Source organism: Actinomadura opuntiae (assembly GCF_030283205.1).
Taxonomy (GTDB): domain Bacteria; phylum Actinomycetota; class Actinomycetes; order Streptosporangiales; family Streptosporangiaceae; genus Spirillospora.
On sequence record NZ_JASNWF010000008.1, the window covers coordinates 362,692 to 377,853 of the forward strand.

Below are 15,162 nucleotides of genomic sequence, written 5' to 3' on the forward strand. Positions count from 1 at the left end.
CGGCGGCCGGCCATGCCCGTCCCACCCGGGGACGGTGGTCAATGAAGTTCCGCGGTGAAGCGGTACTCCCCCGAAGCTGTGCGGCAGCGGAGCTCCCCCGGCTCCGCGCCGACGATCCGCACCCCGGCGGCCTCGGCCACCGGGACCCCGCTCTCGGTGACCCCGCCGGGGTCGTCGGCGGGGATGTGGACGGTGGCGGTCGCGCCGGGCGGCACCGTCACCTGAAGGTGGAGCAGGCCGTCCCGGCGGGTCCAGCGGGTGGCGACGGTCCCGCGTACCGACTCGTATCTCGCGCCGGCGGAGGTGAGGTCGCCGGGCCTCGGCCGGACCAGCAGCTCGCGGTAGCCGACCGATCCGGGCGCCTGGTCGAGGCCGGCGACGCCGCGGTAGAGCCATTCACCGATCGAGCCGAGCGCGTAGTGGTTGAAGGAGTTCATCGCCGCCGCCTGGAAGCCCCGCTCGTCGGTGTAGCCGTCCCACCGCTCCCAGATGGTGGTCGCGCCGTGCCGCAGCGGGTGCAGCCATGACGGCGGTTCGGTGCGGCGCAGCAGCGCGTGCGCGAGGTCGGCGTGGCCGTGCGCGTCGAGGACGGGCGCGATCAGGCTCACCCCGAGGAAGCCGGTGGTGAGGCCCGGGCCGGCTTCCCGGACGAGCTCGACCAGGCGCCGCACCGCACCCGGCAGGAGGTCCGCCGGGAGCAGGTCGAACGCCAGCGCAAGGAGGTAGGCGGTCTGGGTGTCGCCCTGGATCTTGCCGTCCGGGGTCACGAACCGCTCGGTGAAGGTCTTGCGGATGTGCTCGGCCAGCACGCCGTACCGTCCGGCGGCCTCCGTCTCGCCGACGACCTCGGCGGCCCGCGCCGTCAACTCGGCGCTGTGGGCGAAGTAGGCGGTGGCGAGCACGTCCCGGGGCGTGGGTGCGGGCGCGAGCCAGTCGGCGAAGTGCGGGCCGACGCGGCGGCTCCACACCAGGTCGGGGTTGTGCCGGTGGACGTGGTCGACCCAGGCGCACATGGCGTCGAGGTTGCGTTCGAGGAAGCGCTCGTCCCCGTACACGCGGTAGAGATGCCAGGGCACGAGGACCCCCGCGTCGCCCCAGCCGGGAGCACCGTCGTCGGCGACCCCCGCGAGCCTCGGCGCCACGTTGCCGAACGCGCCGTCCGGCGACTGCGCGCCCCGCACCTCGCGCAGCCAGCCGTCGAAGAACGCGGCGACGTCGGCGTTGAGGCACGCGGTGGGCAGGAAGACCTGCGCGTCGGCCAGCCAGCCGAGCCGCTCGTCGCGTTGCGGGCAGTCGGTCGGGACGCTGACGAAGTTGGAGCGCTGCCCCCAGCCGATGGCCTCGTACAGGCGGCCGACGTCCGGGTCGGAGCACGCGAACTCGCCCGTCCAGGGGGTGTCGCTGTGCAGCACCACGCCGGTGATGTCGCCGATGCCGAGCGTGCTCAGCCCTGTCACCTCGGCGTACCGGAAACCGTGGTAGGTGAAGCGGGGCTCGAAGACGGTCTCGGCGGGCCCGGCCGCGATCAGGACGTCTGTGGCCGCGGCGGTGCGCAGGTTCGCCGTGTACAGGGCGCCGTCGTCGTCCAGGGTCTCGCCGTGCCGGATGACCACTCGGTCGCCCCGGTTCAGGCCGCGCACCGTCAGCCGGACCCGGCCGGCGAAGTTCTGCCCGAAGTCGACCAGGAACCTTTCCCCGCCGACGGGGGTCACCGACCGTGCCGCCAGCTCCCGGACGGCGCGGACCGGCTGCGCGACCGACGCGGTGAGGCGGCTGCGGTCCGTCCCGGTCACCCGCGCGGGTCGCCACGGCTCGTTTCCCGGGACGCTGGCGTTGGCCGCATTCCCCTCGGCGGGGAGATCCCAGCCCGGCGTCTCGCGGCGGAGGTCATGGCACTCCCCCATCAGGAGGTCGGCGTACCGGATGGGCGAGCGGGCGCTCTCCCAGTCGGAGCCGGTCGCGATGACCTCGCTGGTTCCGTCGACGTGGACAAGGTGCAGCTCGGCCAGTAGTTGCGGGAACGTCCCGTAATGGGCGCCCGAGCGGCGCGGATCGAAACCGACGAAACCGCTCCACCAGCCGTCCGCGATCGTGACGGCGAGCGCGTTCGCGCCCGCTCGCAGCATGTCGGTGACGTCGTAGACCTGGTAGTCGATGCGGTCGCGGTAGTCCGTCCAGCCGGGGGCGAGCTCGGCGTCACCGGCGCGCACGCCGTTGACGCGCGCCTCGTAAAGGCCGCGGGCGGTGACGTACAGCCGGGCGCGGACCGGCGCGGTGGGGACCGCGAACGCGCGGCGCAGCCGGACGGCCGGCTGGAGCCCGTGGTCGGTGAGGGCGAGCGCGCCCTCCTCGGGAGCGTCGACCACGTCGAGATCGGACGGATCGTGGGCGATCCAGGCGGCCGTCCACGCCGCTGGGCTCAGCATCCCCGTCTCGAACCAGGACTCCCGTTCGGCCGAGGTGCCGTCCGCGCCGGTGACCGTGACCGTCCAGCGGTAGCGGGTGCGGGGCCGCAGCCGCCGCCCCTGGTAGCGTGCGCCGACCGCCGCCGGGTCGCTCACTTCACCGGTGTCCCAGACCTGCTCGCCGTCCTCCGCCCGCACGCGCACCCGGTACGCCGCGGGCGCGTCGCCGCGCCGGCCGGACACCAGCCGCCACGACAGCAGCGGCGCCGGCTCGTCGACGCCCAGCGGCCGGACTCGGTGATCGCAGCGGAGACCGTACGGCGCCAGCGTCACCCCCTGGGACTCGGCCACTGACCCACTCCGATCGCGATCCCAACAGGACTGTGAAGATAACGCCTGAAAATGTGAGCTTGAGCGTAAGAGGCCCCTGATCGGGGTGTCAAGATGTCTGCTGGATCACTTCGGCGAACCTCCGGCGAGCCCCGTCGCACCGTCACCCTCACCGGACTGACCACACCACTCATGGTCAAGACGCGTGCGAAGACGCTCGGCGACGGAACCGGCTACTCGGGCTCACCGAACGTGAGATAAGAACAGCCGAAAACGTTAACAAGCTCCGGGCGGCGATGCGGCCGGGGCGGCGCTCAGGACGCCGCCAGCTCGTAGGCCACCTTCTGCTCCTCGAGATCCCGCAACGCCTCGACACCGGCACCGTCGTCGACGATGACGCAGTCGAACGCCGACAACGGCGCCACCCGATGCAGCGCCACGCGGTTGAGCTTGGAATGGTCGATGAGGAGCACGCTGCGCGCCGCGGCACGGAGCATGGCCCGCTTCACCGGCACGATGCGCTGCTCCTGGTGGTAGGCGAACCCTCCGCCGACCGCGGACGTGGATACGAAGCACAGGTCCACGTTCAGCGCCTCGATCGCGTCGACGCACGAGACACCGAGGAAGGAATCGTGCAGCGGATCGTAGTCGCCGCCGAGCGCCATCAGCCGGATCTCCTGCTCGCGGGCGAGCAGGTTCACCGCCTGCAGGAAGTTCGTGACGACCGTCAACGGAACGATGCCCGCCAGGCGGCGGGCCAGCGCCAGCGCCGTGGTGGAGTCGTCCAGCATCACCGCCATCCCGGGCTCGACCAGCTTGACAGCCCTTTCGGCGATGGCGTCCTTCGCGGCCCGCATCGACTTCAGGCGGTAGGCCACGCTGCTCTCGAACACCCCTGACGGCTGGGCGGTGACCCCGCCGCGATGCTTGCGGACGATGCCCCGGCGGGCGAGCTCGTCCAGGTCGCGGTGGATCGTCATGAGGCTGACGGCGAAACGCTCGGCGAGTTCCGCCGCGGTGACCGAGCCGACGGACAACACGACACCGGCGATGTCCTGCCGGCGCCGCTCCGGACCGCGCGGGCCCCCGCCGTCCTTGCTCATGGCCGTTCCTCCCGTGGTCCGCACCGCGCGACCGGCTACCGGCAGAGACCGGGCGGCACCGAAGATAACACTCCCGGATGCTTTGTTAACAAAACTACCGGAGCCGCACCGACCGAGACGTACGTCCACACAGGTCAAGCGGCACTCTCGCCCTCGCCGAGGAACCCACCCGAACGCCGCATCCTCCGGCTGCCCAGACGAGCGCCACGGACGTAGCCAAGGATCACCTCGTCGGCAGGCATCCACGGCGTACCCATGGGCGCGCGCACGATGATTCACGCAATAGAACACGAAAATGCTTCAGGAACGGCCGATCGAGGAGGCCGGACGCGAAATAGGGAAGCGCACCGTCGCGCGGCGGTGAAACAAAAAGGGGGAAGGGCCGGCGGGAGAACGCCGGCCCTTCCCATGCGGGCCGGAGCCCGCGAGCACGTCGGATCGGATCAGTGACCCGAGACCACCGAGCTGCCGGCGCAGGTGAAGGACGTGTTGGGGTTCTCGGAGCTGAGGCCCAGCGCGCCGATGAGGCCGCCCTGCGAGTGGTTGATGTTGCTCTGGCAGTTCGGGACGACCGCGGTGGTGCCGCCGTCGTGGCCGCCGCCGTTGCCGAAGTTGAAGTTCTTGTTGTCGTTGTCGCTGTCGCCACCGACGAGAAGGGTGGACAGCACGGCGCGCTCCGGCAGAACCTCGCCGGCCAGCTTGTCCAGCTCGGTGTAGCTGAAGGAGTTCATGTGATTCCTTTTCTTCCTTGTCACGCCCGGATCCCCCAATGTGGACACCGGATGCCCCCTCCCCACCCTGAACCAGGTGAGGTGACTATACGTATAGCAGAAGTGACTAACGGTGGCCACCTGGCGGCCTCGACGGCGATTCCGGCGGACTTGTCCGGACGCATCATGTCGTTCCCGCGCTGGGCGATACCGGACGCCTCCGGCGACAAGGAGGGGGTTCACCGGCAAATCAGCAATAGACGCCGCCACTTCAACGCAGCGGCTCAGCCATCATCCGGCGCGAGTCGCATTCCGGCCTTTCCGGGAACCGGATCGGAGGCCCGGCTCGTTTAGGACGACGGAGACGCGGCGTCCGTCGCCTCCCGCTCGGCCGGCCAGTCCTTGATCGTCCAGCCGTTCACTCCAAAGCATCCGGCTTTGTCCCGCGCGCTCATCACCCCCCGGCTGCTCGTCGGCCAGTATCCTCGAGGTGGCGGTGGCAATCCGATCCACTTGTCCGTCCCTTGTGGGTGCCCGGCAACCATGCCGGGCACCCACGGCCCATGTAGGTCCGGCGGTTCTGAAGGCGGACCTTAAAATCCGAGAATTCGCAGAATGATCTTGCGCGCACCGGCACACCTCCCGCCCGCAGCCCTCATACCGCCGATCTTGATCGACTGACCTTCTGTGCCTGGGGGGCATAAGAGATCGGTCTCCGATGCCGCAGGTCGGGATCGTCCCCGAACTAGGCCGTCTTCAGCCGCAGCGCGTTGCCAGGGCCAGCCCGGCAGCAGCGCCCGCCGCACCGCCAACCGGATGAACCTAGACAGCCGAACCGGCGTTCCGGCCGCTCTCACCGAATATGATCATCTGTGGCGGCGACGAGCGATATGCGGGAGGCCATGGTGTCCGAGCGTGCCCGGAAGGCGTGGGAGGTGCCCAGCGCCGTGTCCCGGCCGGTCGCCGAAAGGGTGGAGATCGACACGACCGTCGCGCATTCGGCCCGGATGTACGACTACTACCTGGGCGGCAAGGACCACTACCAGGTCGACCGGGACACCGCGGAGGTCGCCGCGCGCAGTTGGCAGGCCGTGCGGGTCGCCGTCCGGGAGAACCGCGCGTTCCTGGCCCGGGCCGTCCGGCACCTGGTCCGCGAGCAGGGGATCACCCAGTTCCTCGACATCGGCGCCGGGCTGCCCAGCGCCGGCAACGTCCATGAGATCGCCCAGGCCGAGGATCCCGCCTGCCGCGTCGTGTACGTCGACAACGACCCGATCGTGCTGGCGCACGCCCGCTCGCTGCTCATCGGGACCCCCGAGGGCAAGACCGCCTACGTCCACGCCGACCTGCGCGAGCCGGACGCGATCCTGGCCGCCCCCGGCGTCCGCGACACCCTGGATTTCGACAAGCCGGTCGCGTTGATGCTGGTGGCGATCCTGCATTTCATCGTGGACGAACAGCACCCCGAGCAGATCGTGCGGAACCTGCTGCGCACGCTGGCGCCGGGCAGCTTCTTGGTCGCCTCCCACGTCACTCCCGAACACGACCCTCAGGGTGTGCACGGCCTGGAGCAGGCCTACCGCGATGGTGGCGTGCCCGCCCAAGCCCGCACCCGCGATCGCTTCACTGCACTGGCCTTTGACGGCTTGGAGCTGGTGAGCCCCGGGGTGACGCTGGTGTCGGAGTGGCGTCCCGAGGGCGACGCTCCCCGTCCGCCCGCCGACCAGGTCAACTGGTACGGCGGCGTAGCCCGCAAACCCTAACCTCTCCTCTCCTGCGCCCCTCGACCGCGGGCACCGGTATGGGTCGTCTGTCACGGCAGAACGCCAGCCACACCGCCGGAACTCACAAGGGCACGACCTGACTCAAACACTCACGGCCCACGCGCACCGCGCCTGCCTGGAAGAGCACTGAGCAAGACGACACCGCCGACGAGAGCGCCGCCGTCAGGAGGCCAAACCGATGGTGGTGCGGGCGAACGAACGCTACGCCCAATTGCATGCGCTCAAGACCGAGGACGCGTCCTTGAACGCCATCAGCCACGAACTTGGCCCGCAGTTCCGCACCGTCCCCGAGTAGGCCGCCACCAGCGTCGACGAGCTGCTGACCCCGACGCTCAACCGCTCCAGCAAGCTGGACAGGTCAGTCCAAGGCTCCCCCGCACCTGGCTGCCTTTAGCACCGGGCTCCGCGGCGACGCACGACGTGTTGCGATCCGACTGACGTCCTGCAGAGGGGTGGGGACGTCGTGGCACTCGGTCCTCGCTCGGACGAACCTCTTGCGGCGTGTGCAGTCGCCTTGCGTGCATGCGTGGGCGCAGAGTTTACGGCGGTGTGAGCGGGCACCCCTCATGGGCGTAAGGGCCGGCGTGTGGCGGCGCGCCGAGCTGACGCTGGAATTGCCGGGAGAGCGGGGTGAACTGTGGATGAGTTCGCCGCGATCGTCGGATACCGGGCTGAGGTCTCTGAGGCTGTCAGCGCCGGAGGGCGGGAAGCTGACCAGCCGGATGTTGGTGAGTTGGTCACGCAGGTCACCCAGCAGGTGTCAGAGCTGGTGCGGGGTGAGCTGCGGTTGGCGGTGGCCGCGCTGAGCGGCAAGGGACACCACGCCGTCAAGCGGGCGGGGCTCTCCGCGCTGGTCGTCGCTGCTGTGCTGCTGGCCTTGGCCGGACGTCGGCGACCCCGGCCCGATGGAGCAGAAGGCCGCCGATGACATCTAGCAGGAACTGTCACGATCAAGGAAAGGGCACTTCGATGACCGACGACATAGCGTCGTCCGACACCCCCGAGAAAGCCGCTGGTAACCACGCCAGCACCCCACACGGCGCCTCTGCCGGCGCCGGTTCCGACCGCGATTCCGGCGGTTCCGGTGAGGCGCGGGGCGAGCAGGGAGAATCTCCGGAGGAACTGCAGGCCGAGGTCGAACGCACTCGCGAGGCCCTGGGAGACACCGTTGAGGCCCTGGCGGCCAAAGCCGACGTACCGACCCGCGCCAAGCAGAAGGCCGAGCAGGTCAAGCAGCGGGCGGCCGAGACGGTGCAGCAGCGCTGGCACCAGGCGCGCGACGCCGCCGGCGATGTGAAGGTCGGCTCGGTGGCGCGGCAGGTGCAGGGCCAGGCCAAGGAGGGGGCCACTCGCGTCGCGAGCAAGGCCCGCGAGGTCTCCGCCTCACAGGACGCGCGCACGAAGGCGCGGCGCGGCGCGATCGCGGGCGGAGCGCTGGTGGCCGCCGGGCTGGCGGTCGTCCTGATCCGGCGTCGCCGTTCCAGGAATGTGCCTGCGCCCACCAAGTGGCAGCGGGTTACACAGGCCGTACCGCAGACCACGCAGCAGGCCGCTGCTCAAGTGCGGGACAAGGCCGCTGATCTGGGCACGGCGGCGCAGCGGAGAATCCAGGACAGCGACCTTCCGGCGCAGGTCGCCGACCGCGGCCGTGTGGCCGCGTCCCGGTTGGCGGCGCAGTCGCGCCGGGCCGCCGCCGACCCCGAGACCCCGCCACGGCTGCAGGGCGCTGCGGTCACGGCTGCGGTGCTGGTGGTGGCCGGCTGGGTCCGGCGGCGTCGCGCGGCCCGCCGGAGCCGGTGAGCGATTCAGCGGACGAGTAAGGAAGGTGCCGCGATGAAGCCGGCGTACAAGGCGCCGTCTTCGCTGCGGTGAAGGACGGTCCCCCGACCCGGCGTCCGGCCCGGCCCCCACTAACTCCGGGCCGGGCCGGGCGCCCCGTGATCATGGCTCCGGGCGGCCCGGCCGTCCGGAGACCGACCAGAACAACCGAAGACAGGCAGATCGAGGCGCAGCATGACCCAGCACCCCCACACGGACGACAAGCCGCACCACCCCCAGGACAACACCTCCGGCCAGGCGCGTGAAGACCGCCCGGCGCCGGACGCCGAGACCAAGACGCCGGACGCGCCGACCGATCTGACGCCGCGCTCGTGGTGGGGCGCGGTCAAGCGCACCGTCAGCGAGTTCGGCGACGACAACATCGGCGACTGGGCGGCCGCGCTGACCTACTACAGCGTCCTGTCGATCTTCCCGGCGATGCTGGTGATCGTGTCGCTGGTCGGGCTCGGCGGGAAGTCGCTGACCCAGGACCTGATCACCAACCTCGGGGACATCGCCCCCGGCTCGGTCAAGCAGATCCTGGTGAACGCCCTGACCCAGCTGCAGAAGGGACGCGGCGGCGCGAGCCTGGTGGCGGTGCTGAGCCTGGCGGCCGCCGTCTGGTCGGCGTCGGGTTACGTCGGCGCGTTCATGCGGGCCTCCAACGCCGTCTACGACGTCCCCGAGGGCCGTCCGATCTGGAAGACGCTGCCGCTGCGCATCGCGATCACGGTGGTGACGCTGGTGCTGCTGGCCGCCTCGGCGATCGCCGTGGTCGTCTCCGGACCGCTGGCCCACCAGATCGGCGACATGATCGGGTTCGGGTCGGCCGCAGTGACCGCCTACAACATCGCCAAATGGCCGCTCATGCTGGTGGTCATCAACTTCCTGTTCGCGCTGCTTTACTGGGCGGCCCCCAACGCCAAGCAAGGGTTCCGGTGGGTCACCCCGGGCGGCATCCTGGCGCTGGTCCTCTGGATGGTCGCCTCAGCGGCCTTCGCCTTCTACGTGGCCAACTTCAGCTCCTACAACAAGACCTACGGCAGCCTCGCCGGAGTGATCATCTTCCTGGTCTGGGTCTGGATCACCAACATCGCGATCCTGCTCGGCGCCGAACTCAACGCCGAACTCGAACGCGGTCGCGCCATCGCCGCCGGCACGCCCGAGAACCAGGAGCCCTACGTCGAACCCCGCGACACCCGCAAGTTCGACGAGGAAGACCTCCGCGACAACGACCTCAACGAGCGCTGAGGCGCGTGCCCGGTCACCCCGTCGCGCCCGCACCAAGCGGCGCTGAAGCGCCTGGCGGAGCTCCGGATCAGGATGCGGTGTCAGCGACGGCTTCGAGGCCGCGTGCTGCCACCACCTGCGCGCTGCCGTCGGCCAGGCGGTAACACAGGCCGACGACGGCGGCCTGGCCGGCGTCGACCCGTTCGGCGAGCACCCGCGAGCGCTCCAGCAGCAGGTCGACCGTCTGCCTGATGTGCTCGGCCAGAATCTCGCCGGCGTCCACGTGACCTGCGGCCCGCGCCGCGAGCACGCTGGGCGTCACCCGCTCGACGACGTCGCGCACATATCCAGTCGGCGTCATTCCGTCGTCCAGCGCGGCGCACGCGGCTCCCACCGCGCCGCACGAGTCGTGCCCGAGAACCACCACCAGCGGGCAGTCCAGCACCTGCACTCCGTACTCGATGCTGCCCAGCACCTCCGCGCCCATCACATGACCGGCGGTGCGCACCACGAACAGGTCACCGAGACCGCGATCGAAGACGATCTCAGCGGCCAACCGGGAGTCCGAACACCCGAACAGCACGGCGAACGGACGCTGGCCCGGAGCGATCTCGGCACGGCGCGCCGCGTCCTGGTTCGGATGCTCCGGAGCGCCCGCGAGGAAGCGCCGGTTACCGGCCAGCAGCAGGTCGAAGGCTTCCTGGGGAGTCGACGTGATCTCGGCCATGATCGCAGCCTAGGCCAGGCCGAATTCTCGCCAAGCTCCGGGGGTGTCGCACTGACCGCTCCTGCGGTGGCGGGGAGTGATCGGCGACGGGCGGCCGTAACCGCGCGGGCTCTGGATCACGCCCGGGGCACCGCGCTTATCGAAGAGCTCGACGCCGGCCAGAGCCGATGAGGCTTCTGGAGACCCGATCATGGTCAACGTCGAAGCACCGGGGGCCGGCCTCGGCATGCGCGCGGTCCCCACAGCCGGTCGGGCGCGTTCATTCGATGATGGGCGTGAGACGGGCTAACGCGGCGGTGGCCGTCTGGCGGCATCGGGCACGCGTGGTGCCGGTGGTCAGGACGTAACCGAGGCGGTCGGCGTTCGATCCGGTGAGTTGGACGGCGGTGCCGTCGGGGATCTTCTGGACGATGCCGCGGACGCCGGGGACGGCGCGGGCGGCGGGGATCCCGGCGATCTTGCGGAGGGTTCCTGAGCGCGGGGCGACCAGGTGGGTGAGGCAGGCGGCTCCGCGAGGCGACGGCAGGGCCGCGGACTCACCGAGATAACCGTGAAGGACGGCTTCAGCGCACGAGGACGCCGTGGTGAGGTCGATCGCTTGGTGGATGCCCGCCCCGGCCAGGCGGGGGTTGAGCTCGACCAGGACCGGGCCGTCCTCGGTCACGATGATTTCCAGATGGAAGGGGCCGGTGCGGTAATCCAGTGCTTCCAGAACCTTGCGCACATACGGGACCAAGCCGGGATGTGGCTCGTCGGCGGCGAAGGCCCCGCTGGTCTCGACGAAGCAGGGTGGCGGCCCGAGGGTGCGGTCGGTGAAACCCCACACCGACAGATGCCCGTCGACGACCGTTCCCTCCGCGCTGACCAGGGGCCCCACCAGTTCCTGCTCGCACAACAGCCGGTGGGAGGGGACGAACCCGCGGCCGTAGCAGGGGCGGTCGCGGTGACGCCGGACGATGGCGCGCAATTGCGTGTCGCTGGTGATGCGCTGGGTGTCGATCCCAGAGAAGCCGTCCACGGGCTTGGCCACCAGCGGGAACGGGGGGATGCGCCAAGGTGGAGGGCTCGTCGCGTCCAGAACCGACCAGCCGGGGTTGGCCAGGCCGACCCGTTCCAGGCGTGCCCGCACCGCGGCCTTGTCGGCCAGAGTCACCGGGCTGCCGGGGTTGGCGGTCCGTGTGCAGCCCAGCAGCAGTGCCGCGCGGTTGGCGATCGTCACATACGGGTCGACCCAGGAGAACACCACGGTGGGCGCGACCGGCGCCAGTGCTTCCGCGACGTGATCGGCCGAGGCGGTGTCGCAGTGGATCCAGGCGTCGGCCAGCGCAGACGGTAGGGCGGGGCGGTGATCAGCGGTGAGCACGACGGTGCGCAGGCCCAACCGCCTGGCCGCGCGCAGTGCCTGGACGCCGTGGTTGGGCAGCCGTCCGTCCGCCCCCGCGGGCAGTGCCTCCACGATCGCGACGGTCGGCCGCGCGGGGCCGGTCGCGCCGTCGATGTTCCGGCTCGTCATGTCAGGTGCCGGTGGTCAGGCGGGGGTCGACGCTGGACTTGAGGTCACGGACGTCGGAACACAACACGATGGCTCCCGACAGGGTCGACACTGCGCCGCCGAGCATCACGGTGAGGATCAGCCCGGTCCGGTCGCCCATGGCGGCACTGGTCCCGGCCGCCAGCGCTCCGCCGGCCAGCGCGCCGAGCGGGATGACGCTCAGGTTGATGGTGCGGGCGGTGGCATGGACGCGTCCCAGCAGTTCGGGCGGCACGATCGACTGCCGCAGCGTGGTGACGCCGGCGTTCCAGACCGGAAGCCACAGCGAGGAGACGAACAGCAGCACGACGACCACCACGGGGCCGGGAAGCACGAGCGAGGCGGGGGTCAGCAGCCAGACCGCCCCCTCCAGGCCGGTGACCACCAGGGTGGTCCCCAGGCCGAAACGGCCGGTGAAGCGGGTGCACAGCAGCGCCCCTAGCACGGCGGCGACCGCCCCTGCCGCAAGGACCGCCCCGGCCTGGCCTGCGGACAGGTGCATGGGCCGGTAGAGCAACAGCAGCAGGACCGTCTCGACGATCGTCATGCCGAAGTTGCGGACGGCCGCGGCCAGGGTGAGCGGCAGCAGCAGTCGATCGTGCCGCACCACGCGCAGCCCCGTCGCGATCCGCCGCAGCACGCTTTCGTGGGCGTCATGCACCCGCGTCCGCGGTTCGGGAGCCCTGATCAGCGTCACTCCCAGCACCGAGGCCAGAAATGACAGCCCGTTGGCGCCCAGCGCGCCGGCTGCGCTGAGAAACTGGCTGAGGACACCGCCCAGCGGCGCCCCGGCCAGCCGCGACACGCTGCTGGACAGTTCCATGCGGGCGTTGCCGACCGCGAGCCGTTCGGGCGGCAACAGCAGCGGTAGGTAGGTCTGCGAGGCGATGTCGAACACGACCGCGAACACGCCCGCCACAGCCGCCACCACATAGAGCTGCACCATGGTCAGGGAGTCCCGCCACACCGCGAGCGGGATGCTGAGGAAGGCGGCACAGCGCACCAGGTCGGCCACGACCATCGCCGGACGGCGACGGCGCCGTTCCAGCATCGCACCGGCAGGCAGCCCCAGCAGCGGGTAGGCGAGGGTGCCGACCGCCCGCAGCGCGCCGACCTGCAGGCTGCCGCCGTGCAGCGTCAAGATCGCCACCGTCGGCAGGGTGAACAAGGCGACCTGGTCGCCGACCATGCTGACGCTCTGCCCCAGCCACAGCCGCCGAAAGTCCCCTGCAACGGTGGACGCCCTCGCCGCGGCCGTCCGGGCCCCGACGCCGCTCACCCGTCCGCCAGGGGACGGCACATGCCGAACGGCCCCTCCAGCCCGGGGACGACCGACTTGGTGACCGGTACCCCGTGCGCGGTGCTCAGGTCCACCACCGTCACCTGCTCGGCACCGGCCCGGCGCAGCGCGTCGACCACGACGTGGACGTCGGATTCGGCGGCGCCGGTCGACCGGTCGGCGACCTGGCCGAAGTCGTGGCGGCCGGCGGAGGAAGAGATCTCCTCCCAGACCGCGGCATGCAGCTCGGGAGAGGCGGCACGGGCCATCTCGGCCCGGTCGATGTCGTCTCGGCTTCCGGAGATGTAGGTGAGGCGCTTCTGCACGGCCTCGATGATCGCACCGAACAGCGCGCGTTCCGGGGAAGGATGGCAGGCGAAACCGTCGTGCACCCCGACCGGGCACCACAGTTCGGTGTCGGGGTCGGCCAGCACGACGCAGCCGAAACACGCGATGCCGACAGCCGAGGTCACGTCCCACACCACGGTGGTCAGCCCCGCGCCGCTCAGAAGCTCCAGCAGGCCGATGACGGCGGGGGAATCGATCGTGGCCAGGTCGACGCGCCGTGCGTCCTCGCTGGCACGCCAGCGCGTCTCGGCGTCACGTTCGATGATCTCGCACAGACCGTGGACGGTGGCCTCGGCGGCGCTATTGCCCGAGGCCAGGCCATTGGAGTTGCGCGCCAGCCCGGTCTGCGGGGACCGTGTGAAGTCCATGGAGACGATGTCGTAGGGAACCAGAACCCGCTCGCCCGCCAGCAGGTCCTCACCGCCGACCCAGTCGATCGCCTCATCGGCTCCCCCGCTCCACACCGTCGCACCGTCGACGGCGAGGGGGATGCCCTCGAGGTCCACGGTCACGAGGCCGCGTTCGCGCACCTGACGGGGTGAAACGCGTGACCGGCCCGGCAGCGGCTGCTCGGCGTGCCAGGTTTCGATGCTCTCCATCAGCGCCGCCGTCTTGGCGGCTTCCGGGGCTGTCCCCTTCCCGACGCTGACGACCAGTGACCGGGCCAGGGGACGGATCGCCAGATAGACCGGGACTCCGACGCTGTCGAGCCCGGTGATGTTCGCCAGACGGGTGATGCCGAGCGGCTCCATCAGGTGCCGGAAACGCAGGAAGGTCTCGCCGGGAGGAACCGTCCCCCCAAATCCCTGGCAGGACGGACCGGTCTGCTCTGGAGTCGGCATGAAAGGCCAGGTCCGGGGGCCGGCAGCACCTTGCCGGCCCCCGGACCTTGATTCCTACCTGACCGCGTTGGCCGCGCCGGCGCTGTGCACCGACGACTTGACGGCGTTGGCGGCACCGGCACTGTGGACCGACGTCTTGACGGCGTTGGCCGCGCCGGCGCTGTGCACCGATGTCTTCACGGCGTTGGCGGCACCGGCGCTGTGCACCGACGTCTTGATGCTGTGCGACATGCACACTCCTCAACTCGGTGAATACTCGCCACAGCGAGGCTTACACATCATTCACTTCAATGTCAAGCATCGCCTCTTCACCCTCTGTCGCCATTAGCAGACGCCAGCTTTCGGTAACCTCGAAGTGCGGGGGCGGGGAAGCCTTCGGAGCAGGAAGAACGCCGTCGCGAAGACCGGACAGGCAGGCAATGGCATCCTGCCTCTTGACGTCGACATCGGCAGTGGAAAGAAAATCTCTGAGCACATCCCGGCGCCGCTCAGGGAAGTACCGGGTTGATGCCAGGATGGTCTCCCAGTGGCGTTCTGGATAGAACAGGTCCTTGGCGGAACGCGCCAGTGCGCGCGCCTCTTGCAGAGTGACGACGTCCTCCCGGACGGCCTCTGAGAGACCGTGACGGATGTTCACCATCGGCTCGGACGTCGGCCGGTACCCGGTGTCCGCACCCTCGTGCGCCACCGCCACCTCGTCATCGTCTTCGCAGGTACCGGCTGCGTAGGCGGCGAAGACCGCCCCGACACCGACCATTCCGAACGGATGCAGTTCAGCCGCCCGCAGGGCTCCCATGCTGGAGCACCCGTACACCTCGACGCCGTTGACCAGCGCAAAAACTATTTCTTTATGCCAGACCGCCGGGACCCGCTGGAAGTATCCGTCGATGATCACGATACGGGTCGCTCCACGCCGGGTCGCGCGATACACATCACCGACAGAAGCCGGCGGAAGATAAGTCGCCGAAAGCACCCGCCGAGCCAGTCGGCCAGGCAGAGTGGGGCCCACGAAGACATGAGTCGACATCGAGGAGATCGTAAGCACAGCCGGGTGA

Annotated in this window: 13 protein-coding genes; 4 read left to right on the forward strand and 9 right to left on the reverse strand. The window is 70.1% G+C overall.

The features are described from left to right. Positions 1-38 precede the first annotated feature (38 nt). The 3 genes from QP089_RS19885 to QP089_RS19895 form a co-directional block, all read right to left on the reverse strand. Positions 39-2,756, reverse strand: coding sequence for an alpha-L-rhamnosidase (locus QP089_RS19885; protein ID WP_285913195.1), 2,718 nt, complete (start codon positions 2,754-2,756; stop codon positions 39-41). 293 nt (positions 2,757-3,049) lie between these two features. Then, a complete protein-coding gene (locus tag QP089_RS19890; protein ID WP_285913196.1) occupies positions 3,050-3,838 on the reverse strand; it encodes a DeoR/GlpR family DNA-binding transcription regulator in 789 nt (262 codons plus the stop codon). Positions 3,839-4,281: 443 nt separating this feature from the next. Continuing rightward, positions 4,282-4,569, reverse strand: a complete 288-nt coding sequence (locus QP089_RS19895) for a hypothetical protein (RefSeq protein ID WP_285913197.1) — start codon at positions 4,567-4,569, stop codon at positions 4,282-4,284. A gap of 881 nt (positions 4,570-5,450) precedes the next feature. On the opposite strand from QP089_RS19895, the gene QP089_RS19900 reads away from it, so the two are divergent. From QP089_RS19900 to QP089_RS19915, 4 genes are all read left to right on the forward strand, one after another. After that, on the forward strand, positions 5,451-6,311 hold the full coding sequence (locus tag QP089_RS19900; protein ID WP_285913198.1) for an SAM-dependent methyltransferase: 861 nt from the start codon (positions 5,451-5,453) through the stop codon (positions 6,309-6,311). A 658-nt stretch (positions 6,312-6,969) separates the two neighbouring features. After that, complete coding sequence (locus QP089_RS19905) at positions 6,970-7,260, forward strand: phage holin family protein (RefSeq protein ID WP_285913199.1); 291 nt, start codon at positions 6,970-6,972, stop codon at positions 7,258-7,260. A gap of 41 nt (positions 7,261-7,301) precedes the next feature. Then, positions 7,302-8,132, forward strand: coding sequence for a DUF3618 domain-containing protein (locus QP089_RS19910; protein ID WP_285913200.1), 831 nt, complete (start codon positions 7,302-7,304; stop codon positions 8,130-8,132). Positions 8,133-8,345: 213 nt separating this feature from the next. Next, the gene (locus QP089_RS19915) at positions 8,346-9,401 is read left to right on the forward strand and encodes a YihY/virulence factor BrkB family protein (RefSeq protein WP_285913201.1); all 1,056 of its coding nucleotides are present in this window, start codon (positions 8,346-8,348) and stop codon (positions 9,399-9,401) included. Between the two features lie 67 nt (positions 9,402-9,468). On the opposite strand, the gene QP089_RS19920 is transcribed toward QP089_RS19915, so the two are convergent. From QP089_RS19920 to QP089_RS19945, 6 genes are all read right to left on the reverse strand, one after another. Further along, complete coding sequence (locus tag QP089_RS19920; RefSeq protein WP_285913202.1) at positions 9,469-10,107, reverse strand: carbonic anhydrase; 639 nt, start codon at positions 10,105-10,107, stop codon at positions 9,469-9,471. A 259-nt stretch (positions 10,108-10,366) separates the two neighbouring features. After that, positions 10,367-11,620 carry an ATP-grasp domain-containing protein gene (locus QP089_RS19925; RefSeq protein ID WP_285913203.1) on the reverse strand — a complete coding sequence of 418 codons (1,254 nt, stop codon included), beginning with the start codon at positions 11,618-11,620 and terminating at the stop codon, positions 10,367-10,369. A 1-nt stretch (position 11,621) separates the two neighbouring features. Continuing rightward, positions 11,622-12,917: an MFS transporter gene (locus tag QP089_RS19930; protein ID WP_285913204.1), complete on the reverse strand. Its 1,296-nt coding sequence runs from the start codon at positions 12,915-12,917 to the stop codon at positions 11,622-11,624. Continuing rightward, positions 12,914-14,107: a YcaO-like family protein gene (locus QP089_RS19935; protein WP_285913205.1), complete on the reverse strand. Its 1,194-nt coding sequence runs from the start codon at positions 14,105-14,107 to the stop codon at positions 12,914-12,916. Before QP089_RS19935 ends, QP089_RS19930 begins: the two co-directional genes overlap by 4 nt. A gap of 54 nt (positions 14,108-14,161) precedes the next feature. After that, complete coding sequence (locus QP089_RS19940; protein WP_285913206.1) at positions 14,162-14,338, reverse strand: hypothetical protein; 177 nt, start codon at positions 14,336-14,338, stop codon at positions 14,162-14,164. A gap of 40 nt (positions 14,339-14,378) precedes the next feature. Then, the gene (locus QP089_RS19945) at positions 14,379-15,002 is read right to left on the reverse strand and encodes a TfuA-like protein (RefSeq protein WP_285913207.1); all 624 of its coding nucleotides are present in this window, start codon (positions 15,000-15,002) and stop codon (positions 14,379-14,381) included. Positions 15,003-15,162 lie beyond the last annotated feature (160 nt).

Bases quoted from the DNA above. Each gene is read 5' to 3' on its own strand.
- QP089_RS19920 (WP_285913202.1), bottom strand. From the start codon at position 10,107: ATGGCCGAGATCACGTCGACTCCCCAGGAAGCCTTCGACCTGCTGCTG.
- QP089_RS19915 (WP_285913201.1), top strand. From the start codon at position 8,346: ATGACCCAGCACCCCCACACGGACGACAAGCCGCACCACCCCCAGGAC.
- QP089_RS19940 (WP_285913206.1), bottom strand. From the start codon at position 14,338: ATGTCGCACAGCATCAAGACGTCGGTGCACAGCGCCGGTGCCGCCAAC.
- QP089_RS19890 (WP_285913196.1), bottom strand. From the start codon at position 3,838: ATGAGCAAGGACGGCGGGGGCCCGCGCGGTCCGGAGCGGCGCCGGCAG.
- QP089_RS19895 (WP_285913197.1), bottom strand. From the start codon at position 4,569: ATGAACTCCTTCAGCTACACCGAGCTGGACAAGCTGGCCGGCGAGGTT.
- QP089_RS19900 (WP_285913198.1), top strand. From the start codon at position 5,451: ATGGTGTCCGAGCGTGCCCGGAAGGCGTGGGAGGTGCCCAGCGCCGTG.
- QP089_RS19935 (WP_285913205.1), bottom strand. From the start codon at position 14,107: ATGCCGACTCCAGAGCAGACCGGTCCGTCCTGCCAGGGATTTGGGGGG.
- QP089_RS19925 (WP_285913203.1), bottom strand. From the start codon at position 11,620: ATGACGAGCCGGAACATCGACGGCGCGACCGGCCCCGCGCGGCCGACC.
- QP089_RS19910 (WP_285913200.1), top strand. From the start codon at position 7,302: ATGACCGACGACATAGCGTCGTCCGACACCCCCGAGAAAGCCGCTGGT.